Raw genomic sequence first — 12,449 nt, 5'->3', positions numbered from 1 at the left:
TCCAAGGGTTACGATGAGCGAAAGACACTCCCTTAGCAAAACAATGCTGTCTGTCTCAAAGGCCGTGACGGGTTACACTGCAAGCCTATGGCGTGACCGGTGAGCTGGACGCCGTTCTGATCGGAGTATTCCGCGACATGGAAGAGTATCAGTCGCTCTGTGACCGACTGCCTTCAGCGCAAATACTGGGGCAAACCTGGCCTCGAAATCGCTTTGAGTCATTAAATTCCTCCTCAAGAGCTTGCGCTGAATACTGGATTATATGTTTACCAGTTTTCGCTGTTTTTGGTTCTTGACGCGGCCGCAGACGAGCCTTTGTCAGACCTCCAACAGAGAAGGTAGCTAGGCAAACAATTCCCACGATTCATAGTATACTTCATAGACGGAATCGTAAAGACCCGAGAAGCCGTTTGCATGGAAGAGCAATCGGATAAGTTACTCAGTTCATTTGCATTTGTGGTACGTAGACGCCGGACCCAGCTTGGGCTAACTCAAGAAGAACTGGCCCATAGGGCTGGTGTTTCGATGCGTTACATCTCTCTGCTGGAAACGCAAAAGCATCAACCGACACTTGATAAGATAAACGGGCTCAGCATAGGACTTGAGACGACGATGACAGCGCTTGTCTCAGAAATCGAAGAACTGCTTCGAGAAACCTAGCCCATTGAATTAATGTTATTTTTTTGACTCGCCTCGACCCATAGGTTTTTAGGGAGTGGCCGTTTCGTGACCCAAAAGGTCATGTCGGGTGACGCGTTTCAACAACACCAACGATCAGCACTGCTATCCACATTTGGAAAACCCGCAGGATGCGCAGGTCATGCATCCCTCAACCATCCGTAACTCATAGCTGCCACAAGACGAACACGCCTTGCCGCGCGGTGCATCAAGGCCGACGACCTCGGCCTTTGGGTCGGATTTCAACCCCATGCCCTCGCCCGCGATAAACCCGGTCGCGATCATGTGCTGTTCGATCACGCGCCCGATCGCGGCCAGGATCGAAGGGATATACTTGCCCTGCATCCAGGCCCCGCCGCGCGGATCAAACACGGCTTTCAATTCCTCGACCACGAAACTGACGTCGCCACCGCGCCGGAACACTGCGGAAATCATGCGAGTCAGCGCCACAGTCCAGGCAAAATGCTCCATGTTCTTGGAGTTGATGAACACCTCGAACGGGCGACGATGCCCGCCGATCACCAGATCGTTGATGGTGATGTAAAGCGCGTGTTCGCTGTCGGGCCACTTGACCTTGTAGGTGCTGCCCTCAAGCGCGTTGGGGCGATCCAGCGGTTCAGCCATATAGATCACGTCGCCATGGGGTTGCATCGGCTCGTCGTCGCCATCGGCCATGACAGGCGTTTGGGCGGGCTTTTCTTCGGCCACGCTCAGCACCGAGCCCGTCACCGCATTGGGCCTATAGGTCGTGCAGCCTTTGCACCCTGTGTCCCAGGCCTGCATGTAGACGTCTTTGAACGCATCAAAGTCGATGTCTTCGGGGCAGTTGATGGTTTTCGAGATGCTCGAGTCGACCCATTTCTGCGCCGCCGCCTGCATCTTGACATGATCGGCGGGCGACAGGGTCTGGGCATTGACAAAATAGTCGGGCAGTTCCGCGTCACCCTTGAGGTCGCGCCACATCTGTACGGCGTAGTCCACGACCTCTTCCTCGGTGCGCGAGCCGTCCTTTTGCAGCACTTTGCGGGTGTAGGCATAGGCAAAGACCGGCTCGATCCCGCTGGACACATTACCAGCATATAGCGAAATGGTCCCCGTTGGCGCGATCGAGGTCAGCAGCGCATTGCGGATGCCGTGTTCGGCAATGGCGTCACGCACATCATCGTCCATGGCCTGCATGGTGCCGCTCGCCAGATATCCTGCGGCGTCAAACAAGGGAAACGCGCCCTTTTCCCGTGCCAAATCAACCGACGCCAGATATGCGGCGCGAGCAATCGCTTTCAGCCAACGTTCGGTCTGACGCGCCGCCTCGTCGGATCCATAGCGCAAACCGACCATCAACAGCGCATCGGCCAACCCCGTGACACCAAGGCCGATCCGGCGTTTGGCGGCCGCCTCGCGGGCCTGCGCCTCAAGCGGGAATTTCGACGCATCCACCACATTGTCCATCATGCGCACAGCCGTCTGGACCAGTCCCGCAAGGCCATCCGCATCCAGCGCGGCACCTGTCTCAAACGGGTTGCTCACCAACCGCGCCAGGTTGATCGAGCCAAGCAGGCAAGCCCCGTAAGGCGGCAAAGGTTGTTCGCCGCAAGGGTTCGTCGCCGCAATCGTTTCGCAATAGTTCAGGTTATTGGCCGCGTTGATCCGGTCGATGAAGATCACACCCGGCTCAGCGTAATCATAGGTCGACTGCATGATCCCGTCCCACAGATCGCGAGCCTGCACGGTTTTGTAGACCACACCGTCAAACAGCAGATCCCACGACCCGTTCGCCTTCACCGCCTCCATGAACGCATCGGTGATCAGGACCGAAACGTTGAACATGCGCAGCCGGGCCGCGTCAGACTTGGCGGTAATGAAATCCTCAATATCGGGGTGATCGCAGCGCATTGTGGCCATCATCGCGCCGCGACGCGACCCTGCGGACATGATGGTGCGGCACATCGCATCCCACACATCCATGAACGACAAGGGTCCGGACGCATCCGCCGCCACGCCTTTGACCCCTGCCCCTTTGGGCCGAATGGTCGAGAAATCATAGCCGATGCCACCACCCTGCTGCATGGTCAGTGCGGCCTCTTTCAACATCTCGAAGATGCCACCCATACTGTCGGGGATCGTGCCCATGACAAAGCAGTTGAACAAGGTGACGGACCGGGCCGTGCCCGCACCTGCGGTGATCCGACCCGCAGGCAGAAATTTGAAATCTTCCAGCGCGGCGTAAAACGTGTCTTCCCACGCCGCCGGGTCGCTTTCGACCTGCGCGAGATCACGGGCAACGCGCCGCCAGCTGTCTTCGACTGTCGTGTCAATCGGGGTACCGTCCGCCTCCTTAAAGCGATACTTCATGTCCCAAATCTGTTCGGCGATCGGTGCGGCAAAGCGTGTCATGGAAGCATCCCCGTTGGTCACAGCCGAATCTTTCGGCTGCCTTGGCAGGCAGCCAGCCTATCGCGGTGGGCGGGAAAATGCCACGGTAAATCCCTGCGACAAACACTACTCATTGCAGAAACGACACAGGACACTACAATATGAAGTGTGGCTTGGGGACGACTCTGTGGATAACTTTATCAACCTGATCAAACTGTCCGTCGGCAGCGAAACCTATGAGGACATCCTTGCGTGGCAGTCCTCAAAACGGGCGCAGACCAAGGATGGGTTGCCTCGACACGTAACGCGCATGTGGCCAAAACGCGAGGCTGAAATCCTGAATGGCGGTTCGATCTATTGGGTGATCAAGGGCGTACTGACCTGTCGTCAGCGCATCCTGCGCCTGGACGAAGTGATCGGCAGCGACGGCATTCGACGCTGCGCCATCGTGTCCGACCCTGACCTGATCCGCGTACAAACCGCCCTCAAGCGCCCCTTCCAAGGCTGGCGTTACCTCAAACCTGCGGATACGCCCCCCGACTTGCCAAAGGGGCGCAGCGCCGAAGACCCCCTGCCCACCGAGTTGAACCGTGCCCTTGCTGAAATCGGGGTGTTGTAGAACTCCGCACCCCTCGCAGCGCCTTGACAGCCTCACGAGCAAAACCCACTCATGGTCATCTATCTTGTCATAAGGACCTTTGCAGTGACCTATTCCGCCCCCCCTTCACCCTTTTTTCGCGCGGCTATCGTGTCCGCCGCTCTTTCAATTCCGACGTTTGCCGCGTCCGGCCCATTGCTTAGCAATGGCGACGTCGTTGTTGCAAAGTTCAGTAGCGGGACGCTGAAGGGCAAGACCTTTCGCCTCAAATACAACGAAAGCAAAAACGTCCTGAAGGACCGCCCAGTTACAGATCACTCGGCCAGCCTGCTATCAATCAAAACACCCGGAGGCTGGTGTAATTTTGAGGCCACAGGGCGGGCCGAGTGCCACAACGGTGTTGGCACTTGGAAGAAACGCTGAGCCGGCATTTTCAAGCTTCAGTGCAGACGTTCAATAAGGTCAAAAAGCGTTGAGCGATCCGCATCCGCAAGCGGGGCCACTCGACTGCGCCAGAGCGTCGCCTGACTGGCCAGGATCAACCCATCTGACAGCACCTTGAGGTGGTTGGCGCTCAGCGTCTCTCCGCTGGACGTGATATCGGCAATCGCCTCGGCAGTTTCGTTTGCGACCGTGCCTTCGGTTGCGCCCTGGCTGTCGACAAGCGCGTAGTCCGCGACCCCTGCATCGCGCAGGAACTCGCGGACAAGCCTGTGATATTTCGTGGCAATGCGTAGTCGAAACCCGTGCCGCGCCCTGAACATCGCCGCAACCGCATCCAGATCATCGGTCAAGTCCACATCAACCCACGCGGTCGGCACCGCCAGCACCAGATCGGCGTGACCAAAGCCCATTTCGACAACCGGTTCGACCTGTTGTTCCCACAGCGGCAACTTGTCCTGAACAAGGTCCGTGCCCGTGACACCCAGATGGATACGCCCCGCCGCCAGCTCCCGGGGGATTTCACCAGCGGACAACAGCACCAGCGCCACACCGTCGATCCCGGCCACGGCCCCCGCGTATTCGCGATCCGAGCCCGTGCGCGTCAGGGTCACGCCGCGTCTGGCAAACCAGTCAAAGGTTTTGTCCATCAGCCGCCCCTTGGACGGCACACCCAGTTTGATCGTCATGGGGCACCCTCCAACTCGACCATCAGACCGGGGCGCAAAACAGCGCCGACCGCGGGGATTTCATCGCCGCCCCCAAGGCGCCGTGTCAGGGCGTCATAGCGACCACCGCTCGCAATCGGGGGCAGATCAGGGCGGCCATCCGCATAAAACGCAAAGACAAAGCCGTCATAATATTCCATCAGCGTGCGCCCATGGCTGGCCTCGAAGGCCAACGCATCCACATCAATGCCCCGCGCGCGCAACGCCTCTGCGCGGGCCGAAAAGCGGCGTACCGCAGGCTTGATCGCGGGCAGGTCAACGCTCAGGTCATTCAACTGTTGCAAGGCAAAGGGGACCGTTTCGCGCACGGCCAGCAACGCCTCAAGGCCTTCGAGCTCCTGCGCGCCAATGGGCGGCTCAACTGCATCCGCGCGCAACGCGGCAACGCGCGCATCGATTTCGGACTGCGTGCGCAATCCGGTGAGGGGTGCGGTGCTTGTGACGTCACCCGCGATCAATGCGGCACGGCTTTCAGGGACAGGAACGCGCCCGCCAAACCGATCCAGCAGCGCACGAAATCGGCGAGGTCGCCAAATGTGGCGGCGCAGGGCCGCCTTGCGACGGTCCGAGGTTTGCAAGCCATCCACAGCCGCCATCAATATCCCGATGTCCCCGGTCACCGGGTGCAACGGCAGATGGGTCAAAGCACTGGCAATCAACGTAAAAACCTCAGCATCCGCGGCTGGAGGATCCGCTCGGTCAAAGACCTCATAGCCGACCTGCCAATACTCATTGGCCCGCTCTGCGTCATCTTCCTGACGGCGAAACACCTCGCCCGCATAGGTGTAGCGGGCCGGCTCCGCGCCATCCGCCATGTGCATCTGCACGACCGGAACCGTAAAGTCAGGGCGCAGCATCTGTTCGCCGCGCAAGGCATCAGAGGTCACATAGGCACGGGCGCGGATATCCTCGCCGTAAAGGTCCAAGAGCAGCTCTGCGGGTTGCAAAACGGGCGGCTCGACCACGCGCGCGCCCGCCGCTTCGAACTCAGCACGCAAAGCCAATGCACGGGCGCGGGGCGTGCTCATCCCTCAAGGATCTCACGTACTTTGGCGAGCATTTGCGCGCGAGGCACTTCGAACTGGCTGGGCCGATCCTTCCACTCGTCATGGGTGGCGGTTTCGGCAATCTTTGCGCCCAGAACGAGGTCCTTGATCTGGACGACCCCGCGCTCTTTCTCGTCGCCGCCTTCGATGATGGCGACGGGCGACCCACGTTTGTCGGCGTATTTCAACTGGTTGCCGAAGTTCTTGGGGTTGCCCAGATAGACTTCGCCCCGGATGCCAGCCTCGCGCAGTTCAGCCACCATCGCCTGATAGTCGGCCATGCGGTCGCGATCCATGACGGTCACGACGACCGGTCCCGGCGCTGCGGTGCCAATGCGATTTGTCGCCCGCAAGGCCGCCAACAGGCGGTCCACACCGATGGAGACACCCGTGGCGGGCACCTCCTGACCGGTGAAGCGTTTGACGAGGTCGTCATAGCGACCGCCCCCCGCCACCGATCCGAAATTGCGCGGGCGGCCCTTGTCGTCGGTGACCTCAAAGGTCAGTTCGGCCTCGTAAACGGGACCGGTGTAGTAGCCGAGGCCGCGGACGACCGAGGGGTCGATCTCGACCCGATCCGATCCATACCCCGCCGCGTCCAACAATCCAGCAATCTCTTCAAGTTCATCAACGCCTGTGGCCCCAATGTCCGAGCCTTGAACCAAGTCTCGCAGACGCGCGATGGTTTCGACGCCCGTCTCTCTTTTGGCCTGCATAAAGCCCATGACGACTTCGGCCTGGGGATCGCCAAGACCGGCCCCTTCCGTGAAATCCCCGCTCTCGTCCTTGCGGCCCGCACCCAACAGCGCCCGCACGCCATCCGGACCAAGCCGGTCCAGCTTGTCGATCGCACGCAGTACGATGCCGCGCTCGGCCTCTTTGTCGTCGCCGGAAAGGCCCGCAACCTCCATGACGCCGTTCAACACTTTGCGGTTGTTGATGCGGATCACGTAGTCGCCGCGTGGAATGCCGACGGCCTCAAGCGTATCGGACAGCATCGCGCAAATCTCGGCATCCGCGGCCATGCTGGCCGTGCCCACCGTATCCGCATCGCACTGATAAAACTGGCGAAACCGACCCGGCCCCGGCTTTTCGTTGCGCCACACTGGACCCATGGTGAAACGACGATAGGGTGTAGGCAAATCATTGCGGTGCTGGGCATATACGCGCGCCAAAGGGGCGGTCATGTCATAGCGCAGGGCCAGCCAATCGCCGTCCTCTTCCTGCCATGCAAAGACACCCTCGTTCGGGCGATCCACGTCGGGCAGGAACTTGCCCAGTGCCTCGACCGTCTCGACTGCGCTGCTTTCGAAGGCGTCAAAGCCATAGCGATGATAGACATCGGCGATGGCGCGCAGCATTTCGTTGCGGTCGCGCACATCCGTGCCAAAGTAGTCTGCAAACCCCTTGGGCGTCTGCGCCTTGGGGCGGGGGGTCTTTTTGGGCTTGGCCATGATGCCACTCCGATAGGGATCGCGCGGGCCATATCGCAGGTGGCCAAAGGGGGCAAGGCGTGCTTGGGTTGCGCACGCGCCCAGATTGGCGCAAATGAGGGGGTATGGACACACGGATCGAACGACTTGAAGAGCAGATTGCGCACCTGACACGGACCGTGGAGGACCTGTCAGATGTGGTTGCACGGCAGGAAACGGAACTCGCCATTCTGACACGGCGCGCGCAAATGTTGATGGCACGCGAGGCCGAGCGCGAGGCGCAGGGCGGTGGCGGCATCGTGGTCGGGGATGAGAGACCACCGCATTACTGAGATGGCTGCTGCGGGCATCAGGCCGCTCAGGGCCGTTTGAGCGATTTTGCCAATATCGCGCCATCGTGCAGCAGCATATCCGCCCAACGCGCATTCTCTCCGAAATTCTCGTAGGCGCTTACGAACACCGTGGTCCGGTCCAGCCGTGAAATACGCGCACCACAAGGTTTGCTGCGCCCGACATTGCACACTTTGCCCTTCACTTTTTCATAAGCCTGATCCGTCGTCGAATAGGGGTACTCCTTGGCGGGCAGTCCATAGCGGAGTTGCTCGTGAAATTCCGGCGCACCAAACAGTGCAAGCGACGCTGTAAACTGACGTGGGCAGTTGTCGGCGAACCCTGTGACGTAGAACGTGCGCGGCCTCGCACCATCCGGAACCGTATCGAATAGTTTGTATCCTCGCCCCTTGCGCGCCCCCTGGTCCACAAGTGTGCCGAGTTGGGCGGGCTTTGCCTCGCAGACCCGCGCAATGTCGCCGAAGGCAAGCACCGTGCCAAGCGGCACATCGCGCGCATCCGGGCCGGAGCGGGGTGCATTTTTGCCCCCTCCAAGCAGGGTCCGCATGGGTTGATTGGCGTCGGTTGACGATGCCGATTGATCCAGTTCAAGCGCGACAACCTGCTCGGGTGCGTCGTCGATTTGCGGTTCCGCTATAGCCACCGCAGTCTCCTCGTCGCTATCGCTTTGCACGGCCGCTTCGGCGGTTGCGGCGCGGCGCAACCAGCCCACGATCCTGCCCTGTCGCGGTGCGGGCTCGGGCGAGACAACTACGGCCACTGTTGCGTTAATATCCGTTTGCAGATCAACCGCTTGCCCGTCAGCGTCAGCCGGGGTCACAGGATCCGCCTCAACCGCGGTCTCACCGGTTACATCATCCTTGGGCACGGGTTCATCCGCGCGAAACAGGCCGGCCAACACGCTTTCTTCGCGCGCAAGCTCCGCCTCACTTGGCAGGGCCGCGCTTGCGTCGAACGGGGTCAACGGCGCATCTTGAGGAACTGTCTCGATCCGCGACATGGGGTCATTGCACGCACCCAACGCACAGACGATCCCGGATGTCAGCCACACCTTGCGCATTGGTTTCTCCCCCCACCTCTGCTGCACTTAGACTTAGCGCCAAGGGGGCTTGTCGTCCAGTCAGCGACGCGCGCGCCTACATTTCCTGAACTTCGATCACGCCGGAAAGGGATTTGATGGCCCCTTTGATCTGGGGCGTGACCGGAAAGTCTGCGCCCAGATCCATCTCGACCTCGCCGGGCAGGCTGTCGTCGCGCAGGCACAGCGTGATCGGCCCGCGCCCCGCAGTTTTGGCCCCTTGCGCGGCCCCCTCAAGAACGGTCGCAACCGAAGCCAGCGCAGCGGGGACTTCGACAAAGATGCGCAGGCCCATGCCGCCCGCATCCGCCACGACCGTGTCCACGGGCACAACCGAGCGACCCAGCAATTTCAGCTGTTCACTTTCCATCGTCGCCTCGACGGTGACAATCACCTTGGCCCCGGTTTCCAGAGTATCCTGTGCCTTTTCAAGGCTTTCGGAGAACAACGTCACCTCGTAAGCGCCCGTCGTGTCTGACATCTGACAAAACGCGAACCGGTTGCCGCGCGCGGATTTACGGATTTGCAGACCCGACACAACACCCGCCAACTTTGCAACCAACGGCTGGCGTTCGGCCTTGGCAATCACCTCGTCGAGGGTGATGACCCCCTTGCGTTTCAACTGCCCCATATAGTCATCCAGGGGGTGTCCCGAGAGGTAAAAGCCGACGGCTTTGTGTTCCTCGCCCAACCGTTCAGCGGGCAACCAGTCATCGACGGGCATCATGCGGGGTTCAGGCAGATCATCTCCCGCCTCACCAAACAACGACACCTGGTTTGACGATTTCTGATCATGCACCGCTGCGGAATAGGCCGACAACGCATCCAGCGCGTCAAACACGCGACGCCGGTTCGGATCAAGCTGATCAAACGCGCCCGACCGCGCAAGCATCTCAAGCGGGCGTTTGCCCACCCGTTTCAGATCGACCCTGCGGGCCATGTCAAACAGGGTCGCAAAGGGTTTGTCGCCCCGCCCATCGACCACGAGGCGCATCGCCTCGACCCCGACGTTTTTCAATGCCCCAAGCGCATAGACCAGCGCGCCATCCACTACTTTGAACGTCGCATCCGACCGGTTCACGCAAGGTGGCACCCAAGGCAGGTCCAGCGATTTGCGCACTTCTTCGAAATAGACGCCCAGCTTGTCCGTCAGGTGAATATCACAGTTCATCACCCCGGCCATGAACTCGACCGGGTGGTTCGCCTTGAGCCATGCGGTCTGGTAGCTGACCACAGCATACGCTGCCGCATGTGACTTGTTGAAACCGTAGTTGGCGAACTTGTCGAGCAGGTTCCAGACCTCAACCGCCTTGGGTTCGTCAACGCCGTTTTCAGCCGCACCTTTCAGGAATTTTGGTCGCTCGGCGTCCATCGCCTCCTGGATCTTTTTGCCCATCGCGCGGCGCAGCAGATCCGCCCCGCCAAGGCTATAACCCGCCATCTCCTGCGCGATCTGCATCACCTGTTCCTGATAGACGATGATGCCTTGGGTCTCGTCCAGGATATGATCGATGGTGGGGTGCAACAACTCGCGTTCTGACAGCTGGTTTTTCACCTCGCAGAACTTTGGAATGTTCTCCATGGGCCCCGGACGATAGAGCGCGACCAAAGCGATGATATCCTCGATACAGTCCGGTTTCATTCGCTTGAGGGCATCCATCATGCCCGAGCTTTCCACCTGAAACACCGCAACCGTTTTGGCAGACGCATAGAGTTTGTAAGACGCATCATCATCAAGAGGGATGCCGCCAATATCGTTCTCCATACCCTCGGCGGGCACGTATAATTCAGTTCCGTCCGCTGCCGTATGCAGTGTACGGCCCGAAGCCAAAATCTGATCCACGGCATTCTGGATCACGGTCAGGGTCTTGAGCCCCAGAAAGTCGAATTTGACCAGCCCCGCCTGCTCCACCCATTTCATGTTGAACTGGGTCGCGGGCATATCGGATCGCGGGTCCTGATACAGCGGCACCAGCGCATCCAGCGGGCGGTCACCAATCACCACCCCGGCAGCGTGGGTCGACGCATTGCGCAACAACCCCTCAACCTGTTGGCCGTATTCGAGCAGCCGCGCGACGACCTCTTCATTGCGGGCCTCTTCGCGCAGACGCGGCTCATCCGTCAACGCCTTTTCGATGCTGACAGGTTTGACCCCCTCGACCGGGATCAGCTTGCTGAGGCGATCTACTTGCCCATAAGGCATTTGCAGCACGCGACCGATATCGCGCACCGCTGCCTTGGATAATAGCGCGCCAAAGGTGATGATCTGCCCCACCTTGTCGCGCCCATATTTCCGCTGGACATAGCGGATGACTTCCTCGCGCCGATCCATGCAAAAGTCGATGTCAAAGTCGGGCATGCTGACCCGTTCGGGGTTCAGGAACCGCTCAAACAGCAAGGCATAACGCAAGGGATCAAGATCGGTGACCGTCAGCGCATAGGCCACGAGCGATCCCGCACCCGAGCCACGTCCGGGACCAACGGGGATATTCTCATCCTTGGCCCATTTGATGAAGTCGGCAACGATCAGGAAATAGCCGGGAAAGCCCATACCCTCGATGATATCCAACTCGAAATCGAGCCGTTTTTGGTATTCCTCGACGCTGGCCGCATGTGGAATGACCTTCAGCCGCTCGACCAACCCGGCATTGGCCTGACGGCGCAATTCCTCGACCTCGTCATCGGCGAACTTGGGCAAGATCGGGTCGCGCCGATAAGCCATAAACGCACAGCGGCGCGCTATTTCTACCGTATTTTCAATGGCCTCTGGCAGATCGGCAAACAGTGTCACCATCTCTGCCTGGCTCTTGAAATAGTGCTGCGCAGTCAGGCGGCGACGCGGTTCTTGCTGGTCGACATAGGCACCTTCGGCAATGCAGATCAGCGCATCATGGCTCTCATACATCTCCGGTTTCGGGAAATAGACATCGTTGGTCGCCACCAGTGGCAGGTCCATCGCATAGGCCATCTCGACAAGGCCACGCTCGCTCAGCCGCTCCGCTTCGGGCTGGCCATCCTCGCCGGGATGCCGCTGCAATTCGACATACAGGCGATCGCCAAACGTCTCGGCCAGTTGTGTCATCACCGCCTCAGCCGCCGGACGTTGCCCGGCTTGCAGCAACATGCCCACAGGCCCATTCGGCCCACCGCTCAGACAAATCAGGCCCGCTGAATGGCCCGCCAACTCAGCGAGTGTCACATGTGGCAATTCGGACCCCACGCGCAGATACAGGCACGAGTTCAGCTTCATCAGGTTCTCATAGCCTGCCTCACTCTGGGCGAGGAGCACGACAGGCGCAGGATCGCGGGGCCGCTCGCCGGGGCGCGGCGTTACATATTGGACGTCAACCTGACAGCCGATGATGGGTTGCACGCCTGCGCCCGCCATCCCCACCGAAAACTCAAGGGCGGCGAACATGTTGTTCGTGTCAGTCAGCGCAATGGCTGGCATGCCTGCACCACGCACCAGATCAGGCAGCTTCTTGAGGCGCATGGCCCCTTCCAGCAGCGAATATTCGGAATGGGTGCGCAGGTGAATGAATCGGGGCGTGTCTGTCATGGGGCCAGCCTAGAACACCAACAGCTCCCATATCCAGTGGTGCCGCAAAGTTATGCACACCAAATCAAGGGCGCCGCCAAATCCGCAATCGCCCTTGCCACCCCCCTCGCCCCCGCATAGCCTGTCATCCGATCCGCCCGAGCCCCGCCTCTACGCCGCATCGA

The 12,449-nt window shown here is 60.0% G+C and carries 11 protein-coding genes; 5 read left to right on the top strand and 6 right to left on the bottom strand.

The window, feature by feature from the left end:
* Nucleotides 1–92 precede the first annotated feature (92 nt).
* Nucleotides 93–296 carry a hypothetical protein gene (locus Q0859_RS21575; protein WP_366523236.1) on the top strand — a complete coding sequence of 68 codons (204 nt, stop codon included), beginning with the start codon at nucleotides 93–95 and terminating at the stop codon, nucleotides 294–296.
* Nucleotides 297–414: 118 nt separating this feature from the next.
* On the top strand, nucleotides 415–660 hold the full coding sequence (locus Q0859_RS20120; RefSeq protein WP_299154688.1) for a helix-turn-helix domain-containing protein: 246 nt from the start codon (nucleotides 415–417) through the stop codon (nucleotides 658–660).
* A gap of 123 nt (nucleotides 661–783) precedes the next feature.
* Here Q0859_RS20120 and Q0859_RS20115 read toward each other — a convergent pair whose 3' ends face one another.
* Nucleotides 784–3,072, bottom strand: coding sequence for an adenosylcobalamin-dependent ribonucleoside-diphosphate reductase (locus Q0859_RS20115; RefSeq protein WP_299154685.1), 2,289 nt, complete (start codon nucleotides 3,070–3,072; stop codon nucleotides 784–786).
* A 166-nt stretch (nucleotides 3,073–3,238) separates the two neighbouring features.
* On the opposite strand from Q0859_RS20115, the gene Q0859_RS20110 reads away from it, so the two are divergent.
* Nucleotides 3,239–3,670 carry a DUF1489 domain-containing protein gene (locus tag Q0859_RS20110; protein WP_299154682.1) on the top strand — a complete coding sequence of 144 codons (432 nt, stop codon included), beginning with the start codon at nucleotides 3,239–3,241 and terminating at the stop codon, nucleotides 3,668–3,670.
* A 51-nt stretch (nucleotides 3,671–3,721) separates the two neighbouring features.
* Nucleotides 3,722–4,072 carry a hypothetical protein gene (locus Q0859_RS20105; protein WP_299154680.1) on the top strand — a complete coding sequence of 117 codons (351 nt, stop codon included), beginning with the start codon at nucleotides 3,722–3,724 and terminating at the stop codon, nucleotides 4,070–4,072.
* 17 nt (nucleotides 4,073–4,089) lie between these two features.
* Here Q0859_RS20105 and hisG read toward each other — a convergent pair whose 3' ends face one another.
* The 3 genes from hisG to hisS are packed head-to-tail and all read right to left on the bottom strand — an operon-like array spanning nucleotide 4,090 to nucleotide 7,318.
* Nucleotides 4,090–4,779 (bottom strand): ATP phosphoribosyltransferase, encoded by a 690-nt coding sequence (hisG, locus tag Q0859_RS20100; protein WP_299154677.1) that lies wholly within the window; start codon nucleotides 4,777–4,779, stop codon nucleotides 4,090–4,092.
* On the bottom strand, nucleotides 4,776–5,846 hold the full coding sequence (locus Q0859_RS20095; RefSeq protein ID WP_299154675.1) for an ATP phosphoribosyltransferase regulatory subunit: 1,071 nt from the start codon (nucleotides 5,844–5,846) through the stop codon (nucleotides 4,776–4,778). Before Q0859_RS20095 ends, hisG begins: the two co-directional genes overlap by 4 nt.
* Nucleotides 5,843–7,318 (bottom strand): histidine--tRNA ligase, encoded by a 1,476-nt coding sequence (gene hisS / locus Q0859_RS20090; protein ID WP_299154672.1) that lies wholly within the window; start codon nucleotides 7,316–7,318, stop codon nucleotides 5,843–5,845. The genes Q0859_RS20095 and hisS overlap by 4 nt, the downstream gene beginning before the upstream one ends.
* 116 nt (nucleotides 7,319–7,434) lie before the next feature.
* Here hisS and Q0859_RS20085 point away from each other — a divergent pair, with 116 nt between their 5' ends.
* Nucleotides 7,435–7,629 carry a SlyX family protein gene (locus tag Q0859_RS20085; RefSeq protein ID WP_299154692.1) on the top strand — a complete coding sequence of 65 codons (195 nt, stop codon included), beginning with the start codon at nucleotides 7,435–7,437 and terminating at the stop codon, nucleotides 7,627–7,629.
* A 26-nt stretch (nucleotides 7,630–7,655) separates the two neighbouring features.
* Here the strand turns inward: Q0859_RS20085 and Q0859_RS20080 are convergent, their stop codons facing one another.
* Nucleotides 7,656–8,708: a hypothetical protein gene (locus Q0859_RS20080; RefSeq protein WP_299154671.1), complete on the bottom strand. Its 1,053-nt coding sequence runs from the start codon at nucleotides 8,706–8,708 to the stop codon at nucleotides 7,656–7,658.
* Between the two features lie 76 nt (nucleotides 8,709–8,784).
* Entirely contained in the window at nucleotides 8,785–12,285 is a 3,501-nt protein-coding gene (dnaE, locus tag Q0859_RS20075) for a DNA polymerase III subunit alpha (protein ID WP_299154669.1), read from the bottom strand.
* Nucleotides 12,286–12,449: the final 164 nt, after the last annotated feature.

Source organism: uncultured Tateyamaria sp. (genome assembly GCF_947497045.1).
GTDB lineage: Bacteria > Pseudomonadota > Alphaproteobacteria > Rhodobacterales > Rhodobacteraceae > Tateyamaria.
This window is presented reverse-complemented; position numbering and strand designations above follow the sequence as displayed.

Bases quoted from the DNA above. Each gene is read 5' to 3' on its own strand.
- dnaE (WP_299154669.1), bottom strand. From the start codon at position 12,285: ATGACAGACACGCCCCGATTCATTCACCTGCGCACCCATTCCGAATAT.
- Q0859_RS20095 (WP_299154675.1), bottom strand. From the start codon at position 5,846: ATGAGCACGCCCCGCGCCCGTGCATTGGCTTTGCGTGCTGAGTTCGAA.
- hisS (WP_299154672.1), bottom strand. From the start codon at position 7,318: ATGGCCAAGCCCAAAAAGACCCCCCGCCCCAAGGCGCAGACGCCCAAG.
- Q0859_RS20115 (WP_299154685.1), bottom strand. From the start codon at position 3,072: ATGACACGCTTTGCCGCACCGATCGCCGAACAGATTTGGGACATGAAG.
- Q0859_RS20080 (WP_299154671.1), bottom strand. From the start codon at position 8,708: ATGCGCAAGGTGTGGCTGACATCCGGGATCGTCTGTGCGTTGGGTGCG.
- hisG (WP_299154677.1), bottom strand. From the start codon at position 4,779: ATGACGATCAAACTGGGTGTGCCGTCCAAGGGGCGGCTGATGGACAAA.
- Q0859_RS20105 (WP_299154680.1), top strand. From the start codon at position 3,722: ATGGTCATCTATCTTGTCATAAGGACCTTTGCAGTGACCTATTCCGCC.
- Q0859_RS20120 (WP_299154688.1), top strand. From the start codon at position 415: ATGGAAGAGCAATCGGATAAGTTACTCAGTTCATTTGCATTTGTGGTA.